This window comes from Micromonospora sp. NPDC048830 (genome assembly GCF_043198215.1).
Taxonomy (GTDB): Bacteria; Actinomycetota; Actinomycetes; order Mycobacteriales; family Micromonosporaceae; genus Micromonospora.
The window spans coordinates 52652-73899 of record NZ_JBICUP010000036.1; the positions used below are offsets into that span (position 1 = coordinate 52652).

General features: G+C 75.2%; 22 protein-coding genes. 11 read left to right on the forward strand and 11 right to left on the reverse strand.

Annotated features, from left to right (window positions below; all coding sequences use genetic code 11):
• Positions 1-22: 22 nt before the first annotated feature.
• Positions 23-445: a hypothetical protein gene (locus ACGFIZ_RS25785; RefSeq protein WP_393423264.1), complete on the forward strand. Its 423-nt coding sequence runs from the start codon at positions 23-25 to the stop codon at positions 443-445.
• A 19-nt stretch (positions 446-464) separates the two neighbouring features.
• Here the strand turns inward: ACGFIZ_RS25785 and ACGFIZ_RS25790 are convergent, their stop codons facing one another.
• The gene (locus tag ACGFIZ_RS25790; protein ID WP_393423266.1) at positions 465-1781 is read right to left on the reverse strand and encodes a nitrate/nitrite transporter; all 1317 of its coding nucleotides are present in this window, start codon (positions 1779-1781) and stop codon (positions 465-467) included.
• A complete protein-coding gene (locus ACGFIZ_RS25795; protein WP_393423268.1) occupies positions 1778-2440 on the reverse strand; it encodes a GntR family transcriptional regulator in 663 nt (220 codons plus the stop codon). The genes ACGFIZ_RS25790 and ACGFIZ_RS25795 overlap by 4 nt, the downstream gene beginning before the upstream one ends.
• A 160-nt stretch (positions 2441-2600) precedes the next feature.
• On the opposite strand from ACGFIZ_RS25795, the gene ACGFIZ_RS25800 reads away from it, so the two are divergent.
• The gene (locus tag ACGFIZ_RS25800) at positions 2601-4049 is read left to right on the forward strand and encodes a cryptochrome/photolyase family protein (RefSeq protein WP_393423270.1); all 1449 of its coding nucleotides are present in this window, start codon (positions 2601-2603) and stop codon (positions 4047-4049) included.
• Between the two features lie 6 nt (positions 4050-4055).
• Here ACGFIZ_RS25800 and ACGFIZ_RS25805 read toward each other — a convergent pair whose 3' ends face one another.
• Both ACGFIZ_RS25805 and ACGFIZ_RS25810 read right to left on the reverse strand, forming a co-directional pair.
• Positions 4056-4952 (reverse strand): SDR family NAD(P)-dependent oxidoreductase, encoded by an 897-nt coding sequence (locus ACGFIZ_RS25805; RefSeq protein ID WP_393423272.1) that lies wholly within the window; start codon positions 4950-4952, stop codon positions 4056-4058.
• A 22-nt stretch (positions 4953-4974) separates the two neighbouring features.
• Complete coding sequence (locus tag ACGFIZ_RS25810; RefSeq protein WP_393423274.1) at positions 4975-6489, reverse strand: flavin-containing monooxygenase; 1515 nt, start codon at positions 6487-6489, stop codon at positions 4975-4977.
• Between the two features lie 191 nt (positions 6490-6680).
• Here ACGFIZ_RS25810 and ACGFIZ_RS25815 point away from each other — a divergent pair, with 191 nt between their 5' ends.
• The 3 genes from ACGFIZ_RS25815 to ACGFIZ_RS25825 are packed head-to-tail and all read left to right on the forward strand — an operon-like array spanning position 6681 to position 9074.
• On the forward strand, positions 6681-7259 hold the full coding sequence (locus tag ACGFIZ_RS25815) for an IS607 family transposase (protein WP_393423276.1): 579 nt from the start codon (positions 6681-6683) through the stop codon (positions 7257-7259).
• Positions 7256-8641 (forward strand): IS607 family element RNA-guided endonuclease TnpB, encoded by a 1386-nt coding sequence (gene tnpB, locus ACGFIZ_RS25820; RefSeq protein ID WP_393423278.1) that lies wholly within the window; start codon positions 7256-7258, stop codon positions 8639-8641. Before ACGFIZ_RS25815 ends, tnpB begins: the two co-directional genes overlap by 4 nt.
• Positions 8642-8645: 4 nt before the next feature.
• Positions 8646-9074, forward strand: a complete 429-nt coding sequence (locus ACGFIZ_RS25825) for an archease (RefSeq protein WP_393423280.1) — start codon at positions 8646-8648, stop codon at positions 9072-9074.
• Positions 9075-9148: 74 nt separating this feature from the next.
• Here ACGFIZ_RS25825 and ACGFIZ_RS25830 read toward each other — a convergent pair whose 3' ends face one another.
• The 3 genes from ACGFIZ_RS25830 to ACGFIZ_RS25840 all read right to left on the reverse strand — a co-directional run bounded on the left by ACGFIZ_RS25830 (position 9149) and on the right by ACGFIZ_RS25840 (position 11149).
• Positions 9149-10567: an RtcB family protein gene (locus tag ACGFIZ_RS25830; RefSeq protein WP_393423282.1), complete on the reverse strand. Its 1419-nt coding sequence runs from the start codon at positions 10565-10567 to the stop codon at positions 9149-9151.
• 83 nt (positions 10568-10650) lie between these two features.
• Positions 10651-10785 carry a hypothetical protein gene (locus tag ACGFIZ_RS25835; RefSeq protein WP_393423284.1) on the reverse strand — a complete coding sequence of 45 codons (135 nt, stop codon included), beginning with the start codon at positions 10783-10785 and terminating at the stop codon, positions 10651-10653.
• A 73-nt stretch (positions 10786-10858) separates the two neighbouring features.
• Positions 10859-11149, reverse strand: coding sequence for a hypothetical protein (locus ACGFIZ_RS25840; protein ID WP_393423285.1), 291 nt, complete (start codon positions 11147-11149; stop codon positions 10859-10861).
• A 175-nt stretch (positions 11150-11324) separates the two neighbouring features.
• Here ACGFIZ_RS25840 and ACGFIZ_RS25845 point away from each other — a divergent pair, with 175 nt between their 5' ends.
• Complete coding sequence (locus tag ACGFIZ_RS25845) at positions 11325-12260, forward strand: pentapeptide repeat-containing protein (RefSeq protein WP_393423287.1); 936 nt, start codon at positions 11325-11327, stop codon at positions 12258-12260.
• A 109-nt stretch (positions 12261-12369) separates the two neighbouring features.
• Positions 12370-12615 (forward strand): hypothetical protein, encoded by a 246-nt coding sequence (locus ACGFIZ_RS25850; RefSeq protein ID WP_347669445.1) that lies wholly within the window; start codon positions 12370-12372, stop codon positions 12613-12615.
• Between the two features lie 83 nt (positions 12616-12698).
• On the opposite strand, the gene rnhA is transcribed toward ACGFIZ_RS25850, so the two are convergent.
• From rnhA to ACGFIZ_RS25865, 3 genes are all read right to left on the reverse strand, one after another.
• Positions 12699-13214 carry a ribonuclease HI gene (rnhA, locus tag ACGFIZ_RS25855; protein ID WP_393423289.1) on the reverse strand — a complete coding sequence of 172 codons (516 nt, stop codon included), beginning with the start codon at positions 13212-13214 and terminating at the stop codon, positions 12699-12701.
• 72 nt (positions 13215-13286) lie between these two features.
• A complete protein-coding gene (locus ACGFIZ_RS25860; RefSeq protein ID WP_393423313.1) occupies positions 13287-14495 on the reverse strand; it encodes a lycopene cyclase family protein in 1209 nt (402 codons plus the stop codon).
• Between the two features lie 1090 nt (positions 14496-15585).
• A complete protein-coding gene (locus ACGFIZ_RS25865) occupies positions 15586-16452 on the reverse strand; it encodes an aldo/keto reductase (protein ID WP_393423291.1) in 867 nt (288 codons plus the stop codon).
• Between ACGFIZ_RS25865 and ACGFIZ_RS25870 the strand changes: the two genes are divergently transcribed.
• A complete protein-coding gene (locus tag ACGFIZ_RS25870; RefSeq protein WP_393423293.1) occupies positions 16440-16949 on the forward strand; it encodes a DinB family protein in 510 nt (169 codons plus the stop codon). The two genes, ACGFIZ_RS25865 and ACGFIZ_RS25870, sit on opposite strands and share 13 nt — an antisense overlap.
• Before the next feature lie 12 nt (positions 16950-16961).
• Here the strand turns inward: ACGFIZ_RS25870 and ACGFIZ_RS25875 are convergent, their stop codons facing one another.
• A complete protein-coding gene (locus tag ACGFIZ_RS25875) occupies positions 16962-17729 on the reverse strand; it encodes a TauD/TfdA family dioxygenase (protein WP_393423295.1) in 768 nt (255 codons plus the stop codon).
• Positions 17730-18138: 409 nt separating this feature from the next.
• Between ACGFIZ_RS25875 and ACGFIZ_RS25880 the strand changes: the two genes are divergently transcribed.
• The 3 genes from ACGFIZ_RS25880 to ACGFIZ_RS25890 all read left to right on the forward strand — a co-directional run bounded on the left by ACGFIZ_RS25880 (position 18139) and on the right by ACGFIZ_RS25890 (position 20547).
• Positions 18139-18621, forward strand: coding sequence for an NPXTG-anchored protein (locus ACGFIZ_RS25880; protein ID WP_393423297.1), 483 nt, complete (start codon positions 18139-18141; stop codon positions 18619-18621).
• Between the two features lie 90 nt (positions 18622-18711).
• The gene (locus ACGFIZ_RS25885; RefSeq protein WP_393423299.1) at positions 18712-19338 is read left to right on the forward strand and encodes a class F sortase; all 627 of its coding nucleotides are present in this window, start codon (positions 18712-18714) and stop codon (positions 19336-19338) included.
• A 102-nt stretch (positions 19339-19440) separates the two neighbouring features.
• A complete protein-coding gene (locus tag ACGFIZ_RS25890; protein ID WP_393423300.1) occupies positions 19441-20547 on the forward strand; it encodes a magnesium and cobalt transport protein CorA in 1107 nt (368 codons plus the stop codon).
• The last annotated feature ends 701 nt before the right edge of the window (positions 20548-21248 follow it).

The window sequence follows — 21248 nt, forward strand, 5'->3', positions numbered from 1 at the left end:
CGTCGGGGTACGGGAGGGCCAGATGAAGCTCACGCATGTGCCGCTGCGCACCACTGTCGGCGCATTCATCCTGAACTCGGGGCTGGGCAAGCGGAGTCTGGAGGGTGAGGCCGCCGCGGGCATGCACGGCATGGCCGCCGGGGCCGTCCCGCAGCTGCGGCAACTCGGGCCGGACCGCTTCGCCCGGTTGCTGTCCCGGGGCGAGATGGCGCTCGGGGCCGCCCTGCTCGCGCCGTTCGTCCCGTCCCTGCTCGCGGGGCTGGGTCTGACCGCGTTCGGGGCGGGACTGCTACAGCTGTACCTGCGCACACCCGGCATGCGGGAGCCGGGCAGCCTGCGGCCGACCCAGCAGGGCATCGGCCTCGCCAAGGACGTCTGGCTGGTCGGCGCCGGGCTGACCCTGGTGCTGGACGACCTCACCCACCGCCGCTTCCGCCGCCCGTGACGACCGGGGCCTCGGGGAGTCAGGCCGCCGGCTGCGCCGGGGCCGGTGGGGGCGCCGGCTGCGGCTGCGCCGGGGCCGCCGCGGCGCGCAGGAGGCGGCGGGCGGCGTTGCGGTAGCGCAGCACCTGGACCGCGCCGAGCGCCCACAGGGCGTACTGCGCGGCGAAGGCCCAGCGGAACGCGGCGAGGTCCGGGGCAGGCCGGCCGGCGGGGGTGGCCAGGTCCAGGACGACGCCGACGGCGAGCATCAGGACGATCGAGGCGACGAAGCCGCCGACGTTGACGATGCCGGTGGCGCTGCCGATCCGGCTGGCCGGGTTGAACGTGCGGGCGTAGTCGAAGCCGATGGCCGAGCCGGGGCCGTTGACGGCGAGCACCAGCACCAGGACGACGAGCAGCCAGCCCGGGGCGCGGCCGGGCCAGGCGAGCACGACCGTCCACACCACGGCGCTGGCGGCGGTGACGCCGAGGACCAGCGCGGAGCGGTGGTACGGGTGCCGCGCGCACAGCTGGGCGACGACGGGCCCCACCACGAGGCCGGCGAGGGTCATCAGGGTGAGCAGGGACGCGGCGGCGGTGGGCGCCATCCCCTGCCCCTGCACGAGGAACGGGTAGCCCCACAGCAGCGCGAAGACCGAGCCGGAGAACTGGGTGACGAAGTGCGTCCACAGGCCCAGCCGGGTGCCGGGCTGGGCCCAGGCGGCGGCCAGCTGCCGGCGTACGGTGGCCGGGTCCGGCGCCGGCGCGGCGGCGCGCTCGCGGTGCGGCGTGTCCCGGACGGCCGCGGCGACCATCGTCAGCGCGGTCGCGCCGAGCGCGGCGGCGGTGAGGAACGCGGGGGTCCAGCCGGCGTGGTGCAGCAGCGCCACCAGGGGCACGGCGCCGAGGACCGCGCCGAGCTGGCCGAGGGTGCCGGTGAGCTGCACCAGCATCGGGTTGCGCCGGCCCGGGAACCAGAACGTGATGATGCACAGCACGCTGATGAAGGTGGTGGCGTCGCCGAGGCCGACCAGGACGCGGGCGGCGATGGCCAGCCGGACGTCGGTGACCAGGGCGAAGCAGAGCTGCCCGGCGACCATCAGCGCGCCGCCGGTGATGAGCAGCCGGCGGGAGCCGAACCGGTCGAGCAGCACCCCGACGGGCACCTGCATGGCGGCGTACACGGCGAGCTGGGCGACGGAGAAGGTGGCCAGCGTGGCGGCGTTGATGTGGAAACGGTCGGCGGCGTCGACCCCGGTCACGCCGAGGGAGCTGCGGTGGAACACCGCGGCGACGTACGCGCTCAGCGCCACCGCGAAGACCAGGACGGCGCAGCGGCGGCGGGCGGGGGCGCTCACCGCAGGGTCCGCAGCACGGTCGCGGCGTTGTCGACGTGCGCGGCGACGCTGTCGAGCCAGGCCTGCGGGTCGTCGCCGTCGAGGGCGGCGAGCTGGGCGGCGTGCTCGGCGAGCACCACCTGGGCCCAGCCGGGCGAGAGCCGGAAGCTGGCCTCGCCCATGCGCACCTGGCGGTCGCGCAGCCGGTGGTACAGCTCGGCCAGGATCTCGTTGCCGGCCGTCTCGACGACGGCGGCGTGGAAGGCCCGGTCGGCGGCCATGAGCGCGGTGACGTCGCCGGCGGCGTGGGCCTCGCGCATCCGGTCCAGCCAGCGGGCCAGGTCGGCCCTCAGCTGCGCGCGGCGGGGCCAGACCCGCTCGGCGGCGTACACCTCGACGAGGCGGCGCGCCTCGATGACGTCGGCGATCTCCCGGGCGGAGACGGGCCGGATCAGGGCGCCGCGCTTCGGGTAGAGCGCCACGAGCCCCTCGGCCTCCAGTCGCAGCAGCGCCTCCCGTACGGGGGTGCGGGACACCCCTGCGGCCTCGGCGATCTCCCCCTCGCTGATCAGCAGGCCGCCCGGGTAGACCTGTTCGAGGATCGACCGCTTCAGGTGCTGGTACGCCCGATCGGCGGCCGAGGGGGCGGCGGGCCGCGCCGGAGGGGTGGGATGCGTCATGTATCTATGCTGTGCCTCAGGCGGGAAGGGCCGGCGGGCACCCCCGCCGACCGTGTCGCACGCCACCCGACCGACCGCGGCGCGAGGGTGTGGTGTGCACCACCGCGGGACGCGGCGGGTCCAGCGGGCGGTACCCGAGCGGACTCGGCAGAATCGACGCATGTCTTTTTCCCGCCGGTGGCTGCTCGCCGATCAACTCGGGCCGCACTTCCTCGACGATCCGGCGCAACCGGTCCTGCTGGTGGAGGCACGGGAACTGTTCCGGCAGCGCCCGATGCACCGTCAGAAGGCCCACCTGATCCTGTCCGCGCTGCGGCACCGGGCGGCGGAGTTGGGCGACCGGGCGACGCTAATGCGCGCCGGGACGTTCCGGGAGGCCCTGACGCGGGTCGGGGAGCCGCTGGAGGTGTGCCACCCGCCGTCCCGCGCCGGGTTGGCGTTCGCCCGATCGGTGCCCGGGCTGACGATCCTGCCCCCGCGCGGCTTCCTCACCGACCGGGACGACTTCACCACATGGGCGGGCGCGCAGCGCCGGGGGCCGCTGCGGATGGCCGACTTCTACCGCTGGGCGCGCCACGAGCACCGCGTGCTGGAGGGACCGCCGGGCCGCGTCCCGCGCCGGTCGCGCGCCTCCGCCGGAACGGTCGCCCCGGATCCGCCGCCCATCGTGGAGGACGCGATCGACGCCGAGGTCCGCGCGGATCTGAACCGGTGGGAGAAGGAGGGCGTCCGGTTCGTCGGACGCGACGGCCCCCGCCGGTACCCGGCCACGCACGCCGAGGCCGACGCCCGGCTGCGGCACTTCGTCCGGCACCGGCTGCCCGACTTCGGCCGGTACCAGGAGGTGATGAGCGCCGACGACCCGCTGCTGGCGCACAGCGTGCTGTCGTCGTCGTTCAACCTGGGGCTGCTCGACCCGGCGGAGGCGATCCGGGCGGCCGAGGCGGCCTGGCGCGCCGGGGACGCGTCGCTGTCGGCCGTGGAGCCGTTCGTACGCGGGCTGCTCGGCTGGCGGGAGTTCCTCTGGCAGTTGTACTGGCACCTCGAGCCGCGCCTGCAGGACGCGAACCGGTTGGCCGCCACCGAGCCGCTGCCGGACTGGTTCGCCACGCTGGACGCCGACGCCGTCGAGGCGCGCTGCCTGGCCGACGTGCTGGCCGGGGTACGCGACCGGGCGTGGGCGCACCACGCGCAGCGGCTGCTGGTGCTGGGCAACTACGCGTTGCAACGCGGATGGCGACCGGCGGAGCTGGCGGACTGGTTCCGGCGGTGCTTCGTCGACGGCGCCGACTGGGTGATGAACGCGACCGTGATCGGCATGAGCCAGTACGCCGACCCGGACCGGGTCGACAGCCGCCCGTACGCCGTGGACGGCCGGTACGTCGACGAGCTCAGCGACTACTGCGCCGACTGCCGATACCAGCCGGAGACGACCCTGGGTGACCTCGCCTGCCCGTACACCAAGGGTTTCGACGCCTTCCTGCACCGCAACCGGGACCGGCTCGCCGCCGACCCCCGGCTCGCCGCCGAGCTGGCCGAACGCGACGACCCGCACCTGCGGGAGGCGGTGCTGGCCCAGGAGGAGAAGCGCGGCGACAGCCCGCCCTGACCGTCCTCATGAGCCGTCCGCCGCAGCCGGTTCCGCCGGCCGGTGCGGCGCCGGCGCGGTGGCGACGCCGGTGGCGGCGACGCGGCGCGTGACGAGCGCCAGGACCCGACCGTACGAGGCCGGGGCGAACCGGGCCAGCAGGTCGGGCAGCTTCGCCGACCAACCGATCAGCACCCGGCCGCGGCGGCGCCGAACCCCGCGCAGGATGACCTCGGCGGCCCGCGCCGGATCGATGGTGAGCAGCTTCTCAAACCGCCGGCGGGCGGCCTCGTACTCCTCGACCGAGACGCCGCTGCCGACGCGGGCGCTGCTCGCGATCCGGGTCCGGACGCCGCCCGGATGCACGCAGGTCACCCCGACGCCGTCGTCGACCAGCTCGTGGCGCAGCGCCTCGGTGAAGCCCCGGACGGCGAACTTGCTCGCCGCGTACGCGACCTGCCCGGCGGGGGCGATGAGCCCGAAGAGGCTGGAGACGGTGACCAGGTGCGCGCCGGGTTCGGCCTTCAGCGCCGGCAGCAGCGCGTGGGTCAGCTGCACCACGGCCCGGAAGTTGACGTCGACCACCCAGCCGAACTCGTCCAGGGTGACCTCGTCGAACCGGCCGCCGAGGGCGACGCCGGCGTTGTTGACCAGCAGCCGCAGGCGCGGATGGCGCCGACGGACCTCCTCGGCCACCCGGGCCGTCGCCGCGGCGTCGGCGAGGTCGACCAGGTAGGTGGCGACCTCCCGGTCCGGGTGGGCAGCCCGGATCGCGGCCGCCACGGCGGTGAGCCGGTCACCGTCCCGGTCGAGCAGGACCAGGTCGCTGCCGCGACGGGCCAGCCCGTGGGCGAGCGCCTCGCCGATGCCGCTGGCCGCCCCGGTGACCACGGCCGTGCCGGCCGCGAAGTCGAACGTACGCACGTCGTCTCCTCTGCTGGCCCGGTCAGCCGACGGCGGTGTCGGCGGGCCGGGCGGGGTTCGGGCGGTCCGGGGCGGGCGGCGCGCCGGCGCGGGAGAAACGCACCCCGGCGTCGGTCAGCCGGCCGTGACGCATCAGCAGCACGTCGCGGGGATAGTTCTGGTACAGCCGCCACGGCGCGGACGCGCCCTGCTTCGGCAGCGCGTCGACGCTGCGCCGCACGTAGCCGGACTTCAGGTCGATCAGCGGCGCCCGCTGTCCGGAGGCGGGGGCGAGCGGGGTGACGACCTGCTGGCCGGTGACGTCCAGGTGCCGCAGCAGCCGGCACACGTACGCGGCGACCAGGTCGGCCTTCAGCGTCCAGGAGGCGTTGGTGTAGCCGATGGTCATGGCCAGGTTCGGCACGCCGGAGAGCATCATCCCCTTGTACGCGACCGTCTGGGCGAGGTCGACCTCGGCGCCGTCGACGGTGACGGTCATGCCGCCGAGCGCCAGCAGGTTGAGCCCGGTGGCGGTGACCACCACGTCGGCGGTCAGTTCGGCGCCGGAGGCGAGCCGCAGGCCGGTCGGGGTGAACGTGTCGATCCGGTCGGTCACCACGTCGGCGCGGCCCTGCCCGACGGCGGTGAACAGGTCCCCGTCGGGCACCACGCACAGCCGCTGGTCCCAGGGGTCGTAGCGGGGCGAGAAGTGCCGCTGCACGTCGTACCCGGCCGGGAGCCTGCCGGCGGCGGCGCGCAGCAGGAACCGCCGCACCAGCCTCGGGGCGCGGCGGCTGAGCTGGAAGTTCGCCACGCCGAGCAGCACGTTCTTCCAGCGCACCAGCGGATACGCGACCCTCGCCGGCAGCCGGCGCCGCAGCGCGTCGGCGAGGCCGTCGCGGGAGGACAGCGCGATCACGTACGTCGGCGAGCGCTGGAGCATCGTGACGTGGGCGGCGCGTTCGGCCAGCGCCGGCACCAGGGTCACCGCCGTCGCGCCGCTGCCGATCACCACCACGCGCCTGCCGGTGTGGTCCAGGTCGGCGGGCCAGTGCTGCGGGTGCACCAGCCGCCCCTCGTACGCGTCGACGCCCGGCAGGTCCGGGGTGTAGCCGGCGTCGTAGCGGTAGTAGCCGGCGCAGACGAACAGGAACCCGCAGGTGAGGGCGACGTCCTCGCCGGTGTCGTCGCGGCGGGCGCGCACCGTCCAGCGGGCGGTGCCGCTGTCCCACTCGGCGCGCAGCACCCGGTGGTGGAAGCGGATGTGCCCGGTCACCCCGTACTCGCGGGCGGTCCGCCGGACGTAGTCGCGGATCGAGTCGCCGTCGGCGATGGCCTTCGGGTCGGTCCACGGCTTGAACGAGTAGCCGAGGGTGAACATGTCCGAGTCGGACCGGACGCCGGGGTAGCGGAACAGGTCCCAGGTGCCGCCGATCGCGCCGCGCGCCTCCAGCACCGTGTACGTCTTGTCGGGGCAGGTGCGGCGCAGGTGGCAGGCGGCGCCGACACCGGACAGGCCGGCGCCGACGATGAGCACGTCGACGTGGTCGTGGGCCATGGCGCGTCTCCCGTCGCAGGGTGCGCCCCAGACCCTATCTCCGTCGGCGCCCCGGCCCGCGGCGCGGCATCCCCGGACGCGCGGCCGCTCGGGCCCGGCGGGCCGGCCCCGGGCGGCGGGATGATCGGGGTTAACAACTGCTGGCGTGTTGATTGGCCTTTAGCGTCATTTAGGATCTTATGGTTGTCGGCGTGAACTTGAAGGAGTGGGCGGCGGCGACCGGTGTCTCGTATGTGACCGCGCGGCGGCAGTACGCGGCCGGGATGCTGCCCGTTCCGACGTATCGGCTCGGCCGGCTGATCATGGTCGGTGAACCGCTGACCCGCGCGGCCCCGGATGCGGGGCAGGTCGTGGTGTACGCCCGGGTGTCGTCGGCCGACCAGCAGGCGGACCTGGACCGGCAGGTCGCTCGGGTCACGATGTGGGCGACCGGGCAGCGCCTGGCCGTCGACCGGGTGGTGACCGAGGTCGGCTCGGCGTTCGACGGGCACCGCAAGAAGTTCCTCGCGCTGCTGCGCGACCCGGCCGTGGCCACGATCGTGGTCGAGCACCGCGACCGGTTCGCCCGGTTCGGAGCCGAGTACGTCGACGCTGCTCTCGCCGCGCAGGGCCGCCGCCTGCTCGTGGTCGACCCGGCCGGGGTGGACGACGACCTCGTGCGCGACGTGACCGAGGTCCTGACCTCGCTGTGCGTGCGCCTGTACGGCCGCCGCGCCGCCGCGAACCGCGCCCGCCGCGCCGTCGAAGCTGCCATCGAGGACCCGACGTGAGGACGATCCAGGCTTACCGGTTCGCCCTCGACCTGACCCCCGGCCAGGAACGCGACGTACTCGCGCACGCCGGCGCCGCCCGGGTCGCGTACAACTGGGCGCTCGCCCGGGTCGCAGCCGTCATGGCCCAGAGGGCCGCCGAACGCAGCTACGGTGTTCCGGATGGCCAGCTCACCCCGGCTGTCTCGTGGTCGCTGCCCGCGCTACGCAAGGCGTGGAACGCCGTCAAGCAGGACGTTGCGCCGTGGTGGGCCGGGTGCTCGAAGGAGGCGTTCAACACCGGCCTCGACGCGCTGGCTCGCGGGTTGAAGAACTGGTCGGACTCCCGGACGGGTAAGCGGGCCGGCCGGCCGGTCGGGTTCCCTCGGTTCAAGTCCCGCCGGCGCACGACGCCCAGCGTGCGGTTCACCACCGGAGCGATCCGCGTCGAGCCGGACCGCACGCATGTGGTGCTGCCGCGGTTGGGACGGTTGAAGCTGCACGAGTCGGCCCGCAAGCTGGCCCGCCGCCTCGACAACGGCACCGCCCGGATCATGTCCGCGACCGTCCGGCGTGACGGCGGGCGGTGGCACGTCGCGTTCACTGTCGCCGTCGAGCGAGCCGAACGCCGACCGACGCGGCCCGACTCGACGATCGGAGTCGACGTCGGCATCACGTACCTTGCCGTGCTGTCCACCGGCGAAACGGTGCCCAACCCGCGCCACCTGACCGCTGCCCAGCAGCGCCTGCGGCGCCTCGGCCGGGCGCTGTCGCGCAAGACCGGCCCGGACGGCAGAACCGGCCGCCGCCCCTCCCACCGCTGGCAGCGCGCCGCGGACAGGCTCGGCCGCGCCCACGCCCGGGTCGCCAACCTGCGCCGCGACGGGCTGCACAAGCTCACCACCCGGCTGGCCCACGAGCACGCCACGATCGTGATCGAAGACCTCAACGTCACCGGCATGCTCGCCAACCGGCGACTCGCCAGGCACATCGCCGACGCCGGATTCGCCGAACTCCGCCGGCAACTCGCGTACAAAACCCAGTGGAGCGGCGGCCGGCTGATCGTGGCCGACCGCTGGTATCCGTCGTCGAAAACCTGCTCGGGCTGCGGCACGGTGAAAACCAAGCTGGCCCTGTCCGAGCGCACCTACCACTGCGAGGCGTGCGGCCTGGTCACAGACCGCGACCATAACGCCTCGCTCAACCTGGCCGCCCTGGCGGCCCAGTTCGACACCGCCGGGAGTGGCCCGGTGGCAGCACGTGGAGCCGACCAGAAGACCCGCCAACGCGGGCAGGCGGCTGTGAAACGTGAACCCGGCACGGCACCCGCCGATCAGACCGGGACCGTCCCACCGCAAGGCGGGACTACCAACCGTGAGCTCACCAGAGCACCCATTAGGTAACGGCATGGGGCGAGGACCGAAGCGAGGCCACCGGGCCGTGCCGCACACCGCCGACGTGCGGGTCGAGGCGTGGGCGCCGGACCGCGAGGGCTGCCTGGCGGAGGCGGTGCGGGCGGCGGTGGAGACGTTCGTCGACGTCTCGGGCGCGGGGCCGGGCACCGAGGCGACGGTCGACGTCCCGGCCGGCGACGACGCGGACCTGCTGGTGGGCGTCCTCGACGAGGTGATCTTCCGACTGGAGACCGAGGGGACGCTGCCGGTCGCAACGGACGTGACCGTCCGCCCCGACGGGGGCCTGCGGGTGCGCTGGCGGGTCGTGGACACCGACGCGGTGCAGCCGGTCGGCGCGGTGCCGAAGGCGGTGTCCCTGCACGAGCTGCGCTTCGGCCCGGACGAGCACGGCTGGTCCTGCGCGGTGACCCTGGACGTCTGACAGCCCGCCTGCCGGGGCGCGGCGTCGGTCCCGGACGGCGGACGGGCCAGGGCGGACGCAGGACGCGGGGCGGGTCAGCCCTTGACCACGCCCAGCGGCACCAGCCGGGCCACCCGGCGGCACAGGCCGGCGCCCTCGGCCACCCCGACCACCTCGGTGACGTCCTTGTACGCCTCCGGCGTCTCCTCGGCCAGCCCCCGCCACGACGCCCCGCGCACCGCGATCCCCCGGTTCTCCAACTCCCGGCGCAGGTCCTGCCCCCGGACGGTCCTGCTGGCCTGCTTGCGGCTGCGTACCCGGCCCGCGCCGTGACACGTCGAGGCGAACGCCGGGGCGCCGGCGACGCCCGTGAGCACGTACGAGGCGGTGCCCATGGAGCCGGGGATGAGCGCCGGCTGGCCGGCGGGACGCAGGTCGTCGGGCAGGTCGGCGTGCCCGGGCGGCAGCGCCCGGGTGGCGCCCTTGCGGTGCACGCAGAGCCGCTTCTCGGCGCCGTCCACCCGGTGCGTCTCGATCTTGGCGAGGTTGTGCGAGACGTCGTACACCAGGTCGAGGCCGCCGCCGGTGACGCGGGTGAAGACCCGGCGGGCGGCCTCGGTGAGCAGTTGCCGGTTGGCCCGGGCGTAGTTCGCGGCGGCGGCCATCGCCGCCAGGTACGCCCGCCCCTCCGGCGAGTCGACGGGGGCGCAGGCGAGCTGCCGGTCGGGCACCTCGATGCCGTCGCGGGGCATCGTGCGCTCCATGGTCCGTACGTAGTCGGTGCAGATCTGGTGGCCCAGCCCCCGCGACCCGCAGTGGATCATCACGCAGACCTGGCCGGCGCGCAGCCCGAACGCCGCCGCCACCCGCTCGTCGTGGACCTCGTCGACCGCCTGCACCTCCAGGAAGTGGTTGCCGGAGCCGAGGCTGCCGACCTGCCCCTGGCCGCGCTGCACGGCCCGGTCGCTGACCTGCGCCGGGTCGGCGTCGCCGACCGCGCCGTAGTCCTCGCACCGGTTCAGGTCCCGGGGCACGCCGTGTCCCCGCTCGACGGCGTACCGCGATCCGTCGCGCAGCACCGCGTCCAGTTCGGCCCGGTCGCCCAGGTGCCACACCGAGCCCCGGCCCATGCCGCGGGGAATCGCGGCGTCCAGGCCGTCCATCAGGGCCTGGAGCATCCGCGGCAGGTCGTCGCGGTGCAAATCGGCGGTGAGCAGCCGCACCCCGCAGGAGATGTCAAAACCCACGCCGCCCGGGGAGACGACCCCGCCCGCGTCGACGTCGGTGGCGGCGACACCGCCGATCGGGAAGCCGTACCCCCAGTGCACGTCCGGCATCGCGTACGAGGCGCCGACGATGCCCGGCAGGGTCGCGACGTTCGCCACCTGCTCCAGGGACCGGTCCTCCCCCACGTCGGGGATCAGCGCACGGGAGGCGAAGACGACCCCGGGCACCCGCATCGTGTCCCGCCGCTCGATGCGGAACCGGTACGGCGCCTCCTCGACCAGCTCCATGCGTCGCGGCTACCCCCCACGCGGACGGCTACACCTCGCGGCCGGCGGTGGCACCCGGGGCGGCCCGGACCGGCGCGCCGAAATCAACGCATGGAGACCGAGGCGCGGTTGATGTACCCGACCTCGGCGGCGAACGCGGCCAGCGTCGCCACCACGCCGACGCCGACGGCCAGCGACGGGGCCGCGCCGGCCAGCGCGGCGAGCAGGGTCACGCCCAACCCGATCAGTGCAGGAGCCGGTAGCCGGCCCGGCGCAGCAGCGCGTTGACCGCGCCGACCATGGCCGCCGTGGTCAGCAGCAGCTGGGTGCGGCCGGGACGGCTGCCGACCGCCGCACCAGCCGGCCGAACGTGAGCAGCCCGGTGACCACCAGGGTCGGCAGCACCGCCCCCAGATACGGCTTGAGCAGCGGACCGCTCGTGGTCACGAAGCCCAGCCCGATCAGCGCGGCCGACAGCAGGGACAGGAACACGGTGGCCCGGCCCACCGATTCGGTGACAGTCGCGCTACGGGAGGTCTGGAGCACGAAGTGCTCGGTGGTCAGGGCGGTGAGCAGTGCCTGCTCGCGCTCGCTGTCGTCCATCGCCCGGCCCCCCGCCTGACTGGATAGGGCCACCATACGAGCCCCGCGTGCCTGCGGGGGCCGGGTACGGCTTCGTCACCCCGTGCCCCTGCTCCGCGGTGCCGGCGGGACAATGGGGGCGGCCCGGGGCTGCCGGGCGCGTCCCTCCCCCGACCAACCCAGGAGAACGGCCAGCGTGCCCGAGACATCCCCGCCCGCCCGGCGCGACGACCTGCGGGCCGACTGCTCCCGCTGCTTCGGGCTGTGCTGCGTCGCGCCGGCGTTCTCCGCGTCCTCGGACTTCGCGCTGGACAAGCCGGCGGGGCGGCCCTGCCCCAACCTGGGCGCCGACTTCCGCTGCGGCATCCACCGGGACCTGCGGGCCAGGGGCTTTCCCGGGTGCACCGTCTTCGACTGCTTCGGGGCGGGCCAGCAGGTCGCCCAGGTCACCTTCGGCGGGCGGGACTGGCGGACCGCCCCGCAGACGGCGACGCGGATGTTCGACACGTTCGCCGTCATGCGCCCGCTGCACGAGCTGCTCTGGTACCTCGCCGAGGCGGTGACGCTGACGCCGCGCGGCCCGCTGCGCGACGAGTTGGACGCCGCGCTGGCCGAGACCCGCCGGCTCACCGCCGGTGGCCCGGAGGAGCTGCTCGCGCTCGACGTGGACGCGTACCGGGACCGGGTGAACCCGCTGCTGGCGCGCGCCGGCGAGCGGGCCCGAGCGGACCGGGCCGGCGCCGACCGGCGGGGCGCGGTGCTGGTCGCCGCCGACCTGCGCCGGGTCGACCTGGTCGGGGCGAACCTGCGGGGCGCGGTGCTGCTCGGGGCGGACCTGCGCGGGGTCGACCTCACGCTGGCCGACGTCACCGGCGCGGACCTGCGCGGGGCCGACCTGCGCGGCGCGGACCTGCGGCGCACCCTGTTCCTGCACCAGTCCCAGGTCGACGCGGCCCGCGGCGACCACCGGACCGGGCTTCCGCCGGCGCTCACCCGCCCGGCCACCTGGTCGCTGCCGATCACCCCGCTGCCCCGGGCGGCGTCCGGCCGGCCCGGGAGCGGCGGCCGGGCCGAAAGCGGCGGCCGGGCCGGCAACGCCGGCCGGGGCGCGCCGCGGGGGCGCCGCCGCTGACGCTGCCCGCCGCGCCGGGCAGCGGGGCGGGCGAGGCGAGGCAGGGCGGGGCAAGCGGGCAACCGCCCCACCGGCGTTTGCCGGCCGCCCGGACGGGCAGGAGTGCGGCATGACCAGTGAGAGGCGCTTCGACCGAGCCAGCACCGACGAACCCGACGGCGCGACCGCCTACGAGGCGTCGCTGCGTCCGCCGGGCGAGTCACTGCACACGACCGACGACACGGGGGACGACTTCGCCGACCTGCCCGCCGAGAACCGCCGGTCGGCCCGGGAGACCAGCCGCGCCGGGTACGACGTCGACGCGGTCTCCGGCACCGCCGACCCGGCCAACGAGCCCCCGGCCAACGAGCCCTGACCGCTCCCGGCCGCCCGGCCCCCGCCTCGGTGATCAAGAGGTTCGTGTCAGCTCTCGCGCCGCTGGCGACGCAACTCTCTTGATCACCGGCGCGGGACGACGGCGGGCCGCCGGGCGTGTCCGCCGGGGCCGGCGGGCGCGCCCGCGCGGGCCTCGGTCATGCCGCGGTTGGCCAGCGCGTCCGCCCGCTCGTTCTCCGGGTGGCCGTTGTGCCCCTTCACCCACAGCCACGTCACCGTGTGCCGGGCGCAGGCCGCCTCCAGCCGCTGCCACAGGTCGGCGTTCTTGACCGGTTGCCGGGCGGCGGTGACCCAGCCGTTGCGCTTCCACCCGGCCAGCCAGCTGGTGATGCCGTTGCGCACGTACGTGCTGTCGGTGTGCAGCTCGACGGCGACCGGCCGGGTCAGCGCCTCCAGGGCCTGGATGGCGGCCATCAGCTCCATCCGGTTGTTCGTGGTCGGCGTCGCCTCACCGCCGCACAGCTCCCGCTCGTGCGAGCCGTAGCGCAGCACCACACCCCACCCGCCCGGGCCGGGATTGCCGCTGCACGCCCCGTCGGTCCAGATCTGCACGACCCCGCCGGCCGCCGCGTCCACCATGCCCGCAACCTACCGGGCGCCCACCGCGCACCCGGTCGGCGGGACCCGGGCCGGGGACGTACAGGTGGGCGGTCAGGCGCGGCGGCGCAGCCGGCCGCGCAGCCGTCCCGCCGCGTCCCCGAGGACGGCGGAGGTCATGGGCAACAGCGGGCTGGACCGCATCACCGCCAGGTCCTCCCCCGGCGAGGTACCGCCGTCGAGGAAGCGCAGCACCCGCTCCGGCGGGTTGCGGTCGAACAGCCGGTCGAAGAAGTCGGGGCCGTGCAGCCGCCCGGTGTCCAGCGCCCGCAGCGCGACCGCGTCCATCCACAGGTGCCGGCGGGGGTACGCGGGCACGGGCACCGGCGGGCGGCCGGCGGCCACCGCCCGGGCCACCTGCTCGGCCTGCCGCAGCATCGCCGAGAACGTGAAGCCGGTGGAGGGCCGGGTGGCGCCGCCGGCCGTGCCGAGGCGCACCACCCGCGGCGAGGGCCGACGCGTGAACGGGGCGTCGGTCATCGGGATCACCCCGTGCTCCACCTCCCGCACCGTCAGCGCGTCGGGGCGCAGGCCGAGCCGGCCGGCGTAGTCGCGCAGCGCCCGGTCGTACGCCTCGTCGGTCAGCGGCGCCGGGGAGAACTCGGTGTACTCGACCAGGGCGTACCGGTCGCCGACCGGCAGGACGTAGCCGAAGGACACACCCCGCTCCGGCTGCGGGGTGCGGAAGTCCATCAGCACCGCCCGGTCCGGGTCGAACGCCGCCGCGTCGACCTGCACCCACCAGCCCCGGAAGTGCTGCAACCAGGACGTACGGCCGGGCCGTCGCGGTGGGTGGGGGCGGGAGTCGAGCACCCAGGACGCCCGGGCCAGGGGCGCCCCGTCCACGCCGCGGACCAGCACGCGGGAGCCGTCGTCGGCCAGGACACCGACCTCGGCGTCGATCCGGGTCACGCCGAGGCGCCGCTCGGCCTCGGCGGCCCGCTCGTACACCGGGGCGGAGCGCAGCATCGCGTACCGCAGCGGGGCGAGGTCGAGCACGCGGCGGCGGGCGGGCGTGGCCACCTCAACCCGCCGCCAGCTGGCGCTGAGCACCGGCTCCAGGTCGCCGCCCGGCCGGCCCCAGAACGCCCAGGTGCGGTCCTGGCCGCGCCTGCGCACCGGGTCGAGCACGGCGACCCGTACGCCCCGCACGCCGCGCCGGTGCAGGGCGGCCAGCACGAGGGACGCCGCGCCGCCCCCGCCCACGAGGGCGAGGTCCACGTCGACGGGTACGGCGGCGTCCACCCCGCCACGCTGCCACACGGCGCGCCGGGGCACGGCACCGGGCGGGGTCGCCCGGCTCCACCACGGCGGGGTCCCCGCCGTCGTGGGCGGCTGTGGCATCCTCGACGCCGTGCCGCCGACGGGGCGCCCGGCCGTCGCATCCGACTCCCGGAGGAAGTCCGCATGAGCGTCGCCGCCACCAACGCCCTGACCGCCCGATGGGCGTCCACCGTGGACGACGGGCAGACGGTGTTCGCCGGCGCCAGCGTGTACCCGCTACTGGCGCTGCTCGCCCCGTACGCGGCCGGGCCGGCCCGCGCCGAACTGCTGGCGGTCGCCCCCGAGGCGGCCCGGTACGGCCTGGACGCCTCACCGGCCGTCCGACTCGCCCTGGCCTGCTGGGTCCGGCGGGAGTTGGAGCTGTCGCAGCGGTGGCGGCAGGAGGTGCCGGCGCCGATACGCGGAGAGCTGACCGGGCAGCCCTCGGTGGACCACCCGGCGCTCGACGGGTGGGTACGGGCCCGGACCGACGGGATGATCCGGCAGATGCCCGTCCAGGTCACCCCGGACACGGTCATGGTGCTGGCCGGCGCGCTGGCCGTGCTGACCACGTGGGCGCAGCCCTTCGACGAGTCGTGGCACCGGCCGACGACCGGCCCGTGGCGGGGCCGCGACCTCGCCCGGCTGTCCCGCACCACCTTCGACCTGGAGACGCTGCGGGTGGTCGACGCCGGCGACGGCCCGATGACGCTGCTGACCGTCTCCGGCTGCGACGACGTCGACGTGGTCCTCGCCCTCGGCCAGCCCGGGCACGGGGCAGCCGCCGTGCTGCCCGGCGCGATCCGCGCACTGGCCGGCGCCCCCGCCCTCCCGGTGGACGCCGGGCCGGGCGTGACCGAGCAGGTCATGGCCGCGTCGGACGACCGGCCGGAGCTGATCGTCTCGACCGTCGCGTTCACCGCCACCGCCCGGCACGACCTGCTGGAGCGGCCCGCCCTGTTCGGCCTGGCCGCGGCCACCGACCCGGCCGGCGACCACTTCCCCGACATCGCCCACCGGCTGGTGGTCTCGCAGGCGCGGCAGAGCGTCACGGCGACGTTCAGCGCGCAGGGCTTCCAGGCCGCCGCGGTCACCGCGCTGGGCTTTTGGGTCGGCGCGGCGCCGCCCCGGGCCACCACCCGCAAGCGGGTGGTGCGGCTGAACGTCCACCGGCCGTTCGGCTTCCTCGCCGTGCACCGGCCCACGGGGCTGGTGCTCGTCGCCGGCTGGGTGGCCGACCCCGTCGAACGGGCCCGGTGACGGGCCGGGCGCGCCGCCGGCGGCGGCTCACTGCCCGCGCTGGTGGACCGCCTCCAGCCCGGGCCAGGTCGTCCGGGGTGAGCCGCAGCGCCCCGGCGGCCACGTTCGCGACCAGGTGCTCCGGGTTGCCCGTGCCCGGGATGGCCAGCACGTTCGGGCCGCGGTGCAGCGTCCAGGCGAGGCGCACCTGCGCGGTGGACACGCCGTGCGCGGCGGCGACCGCGCGCACCTCCGGGTCCTCCTCGCCGACCGCGCCCGCCTCCCGGCCCGCGGTGGCGATGGCGAAGAACGGCACGTACGCCACGCCCTGCGCCGCGCACGCCCGGACGAACTCGTCGTGCCGGGCCCGGTAGCCCAGGCCGTACGCGTTCTGCACGCACACCACGGGGGCGACGGCCTGCGCCTGCGCCAGGTGGTGCGGCCGGACGTTGGAGATGCCCAGGTGCCGGATCAGGCCGGCGTCGCGCAGCTCGGCGAGCGCGCCGACGTGCTCGGCGACCGAGTCCAGGCCGTGCTGGCGCAGGTTGACCAGGTCGAGGTGGTCACGGCCGAGCTGGCGCAGGTTCTCCTCCACCTGCCCGCGCAGCTGGTCCGGCCGGGTGCCCCCGCGAGCCCGGTTGGGGTCGGACGCGGACCGCCGGCCGAGCCCGGCGGGCAGGACGCCAGGCGGGCATACTGCCGGCCATGAGCGTCGCACTGCCGGATCCGGGTCCGTCGTCGGACGTGCCCGCCCTGTTCCTCACCTACCTCGACTACTACCGGGAGACCGTGGCCGACCGGCTCGCCGGGTTGACCGACGCGCAGGCGCGGTCGGTCCGGGTACCCTCCGGCTGGACGCCGGTCGAGCTGGTCAAGCACCTGACGTTCATGGAACGCCGCTGGCTGGTGTGGGGGTTCCTCGGCGAGCCGGTGCCGGACCCGTGGGGCGACCACGAGGACGGCCACTGGCACATCGACCAGGGCGAAACCGTCGCCGACCTGGTCGCGGCGTTGCGCCGCGGCGGCGAACGGACCAGGGGCGTCGTCGAGTCGTCGACGCTGGACGCACCGGCTGCGCTGGGCGGCCGGTTCACCGACCAGGCCAACCGGCCGACGCTGGTCGCGATCCTGTGCCACGTCCTACAGGAGTACGCGCGCCACGCCGGCCACCTGGACGTCGTCCGCGAGCTGATCGACGGCCGCACCGGCGAGTGACCCCGGCCAGGGTCAGCCCGTCGTCGGCCCCTCCCGCCCCGTGGCCAGCCACAGCCGGATCAGGTCGCGGCGACGCTCGGGCTCCGGGTGGTCGGAGTAAGCGGTGCGGGCGTGCACCACGACGTGGTTGTTGAGCAACTGCATGTCCCCGGCGCGCAGGTCCATGCCCAGCAGGAAGCGGCGGTCCTCGTGCAGTCGGTCCAGGACTCCCATCGCCTCCCGCTGCGCCGTGCTCAGCGGGGGCACGTGGGCACCACGCTGGGCGGAAAGGATGTAGTCCGGCCCGTACCGGGCGACCAGCCGGCCGCCGTCGCGGGCGTACACCGGCCACTGGGCGAGGCTGTCCGGCCCGTCGCCGGTACGCCGGTCGTGCCACCACGGCTCGTACAGCACCCGGGCCAGGTCGGGACGGGTGCGCACGATCTCGTTGTGCACCGCGACCAAGCTGACCACGGTGCTGAGCCCCCCGGAGCGGGCGGGCCGCACGCAGAGCAGGGCGACGACGTCGGTCGGGTCGGCGTGGAAGCCGAGGCGCCGACTGTGCTCGTAGCTGCGGGTGGTGGGGTGGGCGGGGTCGGCACCCCGATCGCGTACGTGCCGCAGGGCCGCCCGGTCCGCGCCCTGCGGCACGAGCCGGCCCACGTGGCTGGCCACCCCGACGGCCAGCAGCTCGCACCGGTGCTCCGACAGCCCCTCGACGGGCAGGCCCCGGACCAACCCGACGCCGCAGCCGTCGGTCACCTCGCCGGCGAGCCGCCCCAGCCGGAGCTGTCCCCCCATCCTGGCCTGCCCTCGGTTCCGGCCGCCCGGGGCGGAACTGTCCCCCCATCCTGGGCCGACGCGGGCGCCCGGGACGGCCCGCTCTGCCACGGGCGTAACGCCGACGGACGGGGGTCGGGCCACCCGGGCGTACCCCGCAGGTCCGGCCGGTGGGGCGAATCGCCGGCAGACGGGCCGGGCCGGGACGGCGGGGACAGGCCGGCGCGGGCGGTCACGGGCGGCGCCGGTCCGGCCCTTTCCGCAGCTCTTCCGCTGCTTGGGCGGACACGTGACGGCAACGAAGAATTCTCATTTTCACCGGATCCGGGGGCCAACCCTCCTAGTGTTGGGCACACCGGTGCTAGTTGCGGTGTTGGCCACCCGAACGACGTCCCACCCGATCAGCGGACAGAAGTGAGGGAAGACGCGTATGAAGGCACAGTCAGTACTCGTATCGGCGACGCTCGGCGTAGGTCTCGGCACGCTCCTGCTCCCGGCCGCCGCGCTCGCGGAGACCACCGTCTCCCCGGCCACCACACCCGTCGGCGGGACCGTGGTGCTCACCGCGAGCTGCAACCCGAAGTCGGGCGACGCGATCTTCCACGTCACCGGCCCGAACCGCGACCAGAACGTCCGCTCCACCACCGCCGCCGCCGGCGGCGGACTGAGCGCCGAACTCTTCACCGCCGGATTCACCATCGGCACCTACACGGTCACCGCCACCTGCGGCGACGGGACCTCCGCAGGCAGCGCCACCTTCGCCGTCACCCCCATCGGCGGGGCCGCGGCCGGCGAGGGCGCCAACGCCGACAACACCGGCCTCCTCGCCGCCGGCGGCACCCTCGTCGGCGCCGCCGCAGCCGGCGCGCTGGCCCTGGTACGCCGCCGACGCCACGCATCCACCCTCGCCTGACCCGGCGCACGTCACGACATCCCTGACCCGAACGCCCGCGCCGGCCGACCACCGGCGCGGGCGTTCGCCACGCACCCCGGAGGTGTGCCCGTGTTCCCAGGCCACCGGACCGCCGCGGCGGCGATCGCGCTGACCGGCGTGACCGGGCTCGCCCTGCTCGCCGTCGGAGCGACCCGCCCGCCCCCGCGCCCGCCCCGACCACCGGCCCCGGCCGCGGCCGACCCCGCGACCGGCCGACCGGCCACACCCGCACCGCCCCTGCCCCACGCGAACCCCACCCGCGTCACCATCCCGGCGATCGGCATACGCGCCGACCTCGTGCCGGTCGCCGTCACCAGCACCGGCGAACTCGAGGTCCCCCCACCGGACCGGCCGACCATCGCCGGCTGGTACCGGCTCGGCGTCAGCCCCGGCGAAGCCGGCAACGCGGTCATCGTCGGGCACGTCGACTCCCGCGACACCGGCCCGGCGGTCTTCTTCGACCTCGGCCGACTCCGACCCGGCGACCGGATCCGCGTCGCACGCGCCGACGCGACGGAGGTGACGTTCGCCGTGGACGACGTCCGGTCGTACCCGAAAACGGCCTTCCCCGCCGACCTCGTCTACGGCGCCGGCACCGTGCCCCGGCTGCGCCTGATCACCTGCGGCGGCCACTTCGACGAACGCGAGCGCGGCTACCTCGACAACGTCGTCGTCTTCGCCACCGCCGTCGCCTGACACCACCCCGGATACGCACGACCGGTTCCCACCCGGCTCACCACCCCTCGCAAAGATCGCCTACGGTTGCCGGCAGTTGCCCGGCGAGGCGGAGGTGACCGAGTGGCCCAGCAACCCGCGCGCACCCCGTGGCGGGAACGCCTGCCCGGCCTGCTGCGCCGCGCGCTGGCCCGCCCCGCTCACGCCGCCGCGCCCGCCCGACCCGCCAACCCGGACGCCGTGGTCGACTGCGCCGTCTACGTCGACGGCCGGCGCCGACCCGGACGCCCGCACTACACCGACGCATACGCCCAAACCCGCCGCCGACGACGGTCGTTCGTCTGGCTCGGCCTGCACGAGCCGTCGCCCGCGGTGATGGCCGAAGTCGGACGGACCTTCGACCTGGACGCATTCAGCGTCAACCAGTCCCTCGCCGACGGCCACCGCCCCACCCTGCAACGGCACGGCACGGTGACACTGCTGGTGCTGCGCACCGCCGGCTACGTCGAGCACACCGAACTGACCGGCACCTCCGAGGTGATCGACACCGGAGACGTGATGGTGTTCCTCGGCGACCGGTTCGTCATCACCGTCCGGCACGGCGCGGCCGGCGCGCTCACCCCCGTGCGCGAGGGCATCCAGGACCGCCCGGCAGTGCTCGCCGAAGGCCCCTGGGCCGTCGCATACGCGGTGTGCGCCCGGATGGTCGATCTGTACCTCGAGGTCGCCGGGCACGTCGAGCAGGACCTGGAACGCGTGGAGGAAATGGTCTTCGCCCGCGACCGGTCCGCCGACGTCCAGCAGATCTACCAGCTCAAACGGGAAATCGTGGAGTTCAAACGGGCGGTGCTGCCGTTGCAGACGCCACTGCGTACGCTCACCGAACCGCGCCCCGACGGCCCGCCCCCGGCGCTGCGCCCGTGGTTCGTCGAGGTCGAGGGGCAGCTCGCCCGGGCCGTCGACCGCGTCGGCGCGTACGACGACCTACTCAACTCCATCCTGCAGTCCCGGCTGGCACAGCTCGCCGTCGAGCAGAACAACGACATGCGCAAGATCGCATCCTGGGCAGCCATCGCCGCGGCGCAGACCGCGATCGCCGGGATCTACGGGATGAACTTCGCAAACATGCCCGAACTCAACTGGCGTTACGGCTACCCCGCCGCGCTGCTGGTGATGGCCACCGCCGCGGTCACCCTGCACCGCCTGTTCCGCCGCTCCGGCTGGCTGTAACCGCCCACCGGCTCGGGATGATCGCCCCACCTCCGCGGACCTGCCCCGCCTCCCCCCCGGAACGGTCATTGACCCCATGTCGCCGACATGGCGCCTTCCAGCCCGCCCGGACCCCGCGATGTCGGCGACATGCAGCGACCACCATGCCCTGGCCGGCGACGAGCGAGGTGGAATGCCGCCGGCCCCGGGGGCGTTACACACCCCGGACGCCCGAGCAGCAGTCCCGGCCCCGCAGGGCGGCGGGCCGAACCCCTTCGGGGCAGGTCCGCGGAATCATCGCCCGTCCCGGGTCGTTACACCACCCGGGACACGCGCCCCGGGTACCGCTCGGGCTCCATGTCGCCGACATGGCGCCTTCCAGCCCGCCCGGACCCCGCGATGTCACCGACATGCATTCGGCCGCTACACCACCCGGGCCATCCACCCGAGTAACCGCAGGCCACGCGAGGCGGAATGCCGCCAGCCGCCCGGTCGTTACACCCCCGGGCCACCCGAGCAGCCATCGCCGGGACCCGAGCCCCTCTTTGACTTACCTTTCCTCCCCGCACGACGCCGCGCCTCCCCCCTTGGCGTGAGCCGTCGCGTGACCCCCGATCGAAAGGCAACCACCATGCGTACCGATCTGCTGCGTAAGACCGTTCTGACCGTTGCCGGTGTCGCCGCCACCGCCGGTGGTATCGCCGGACCCGCCATCGCCGCCC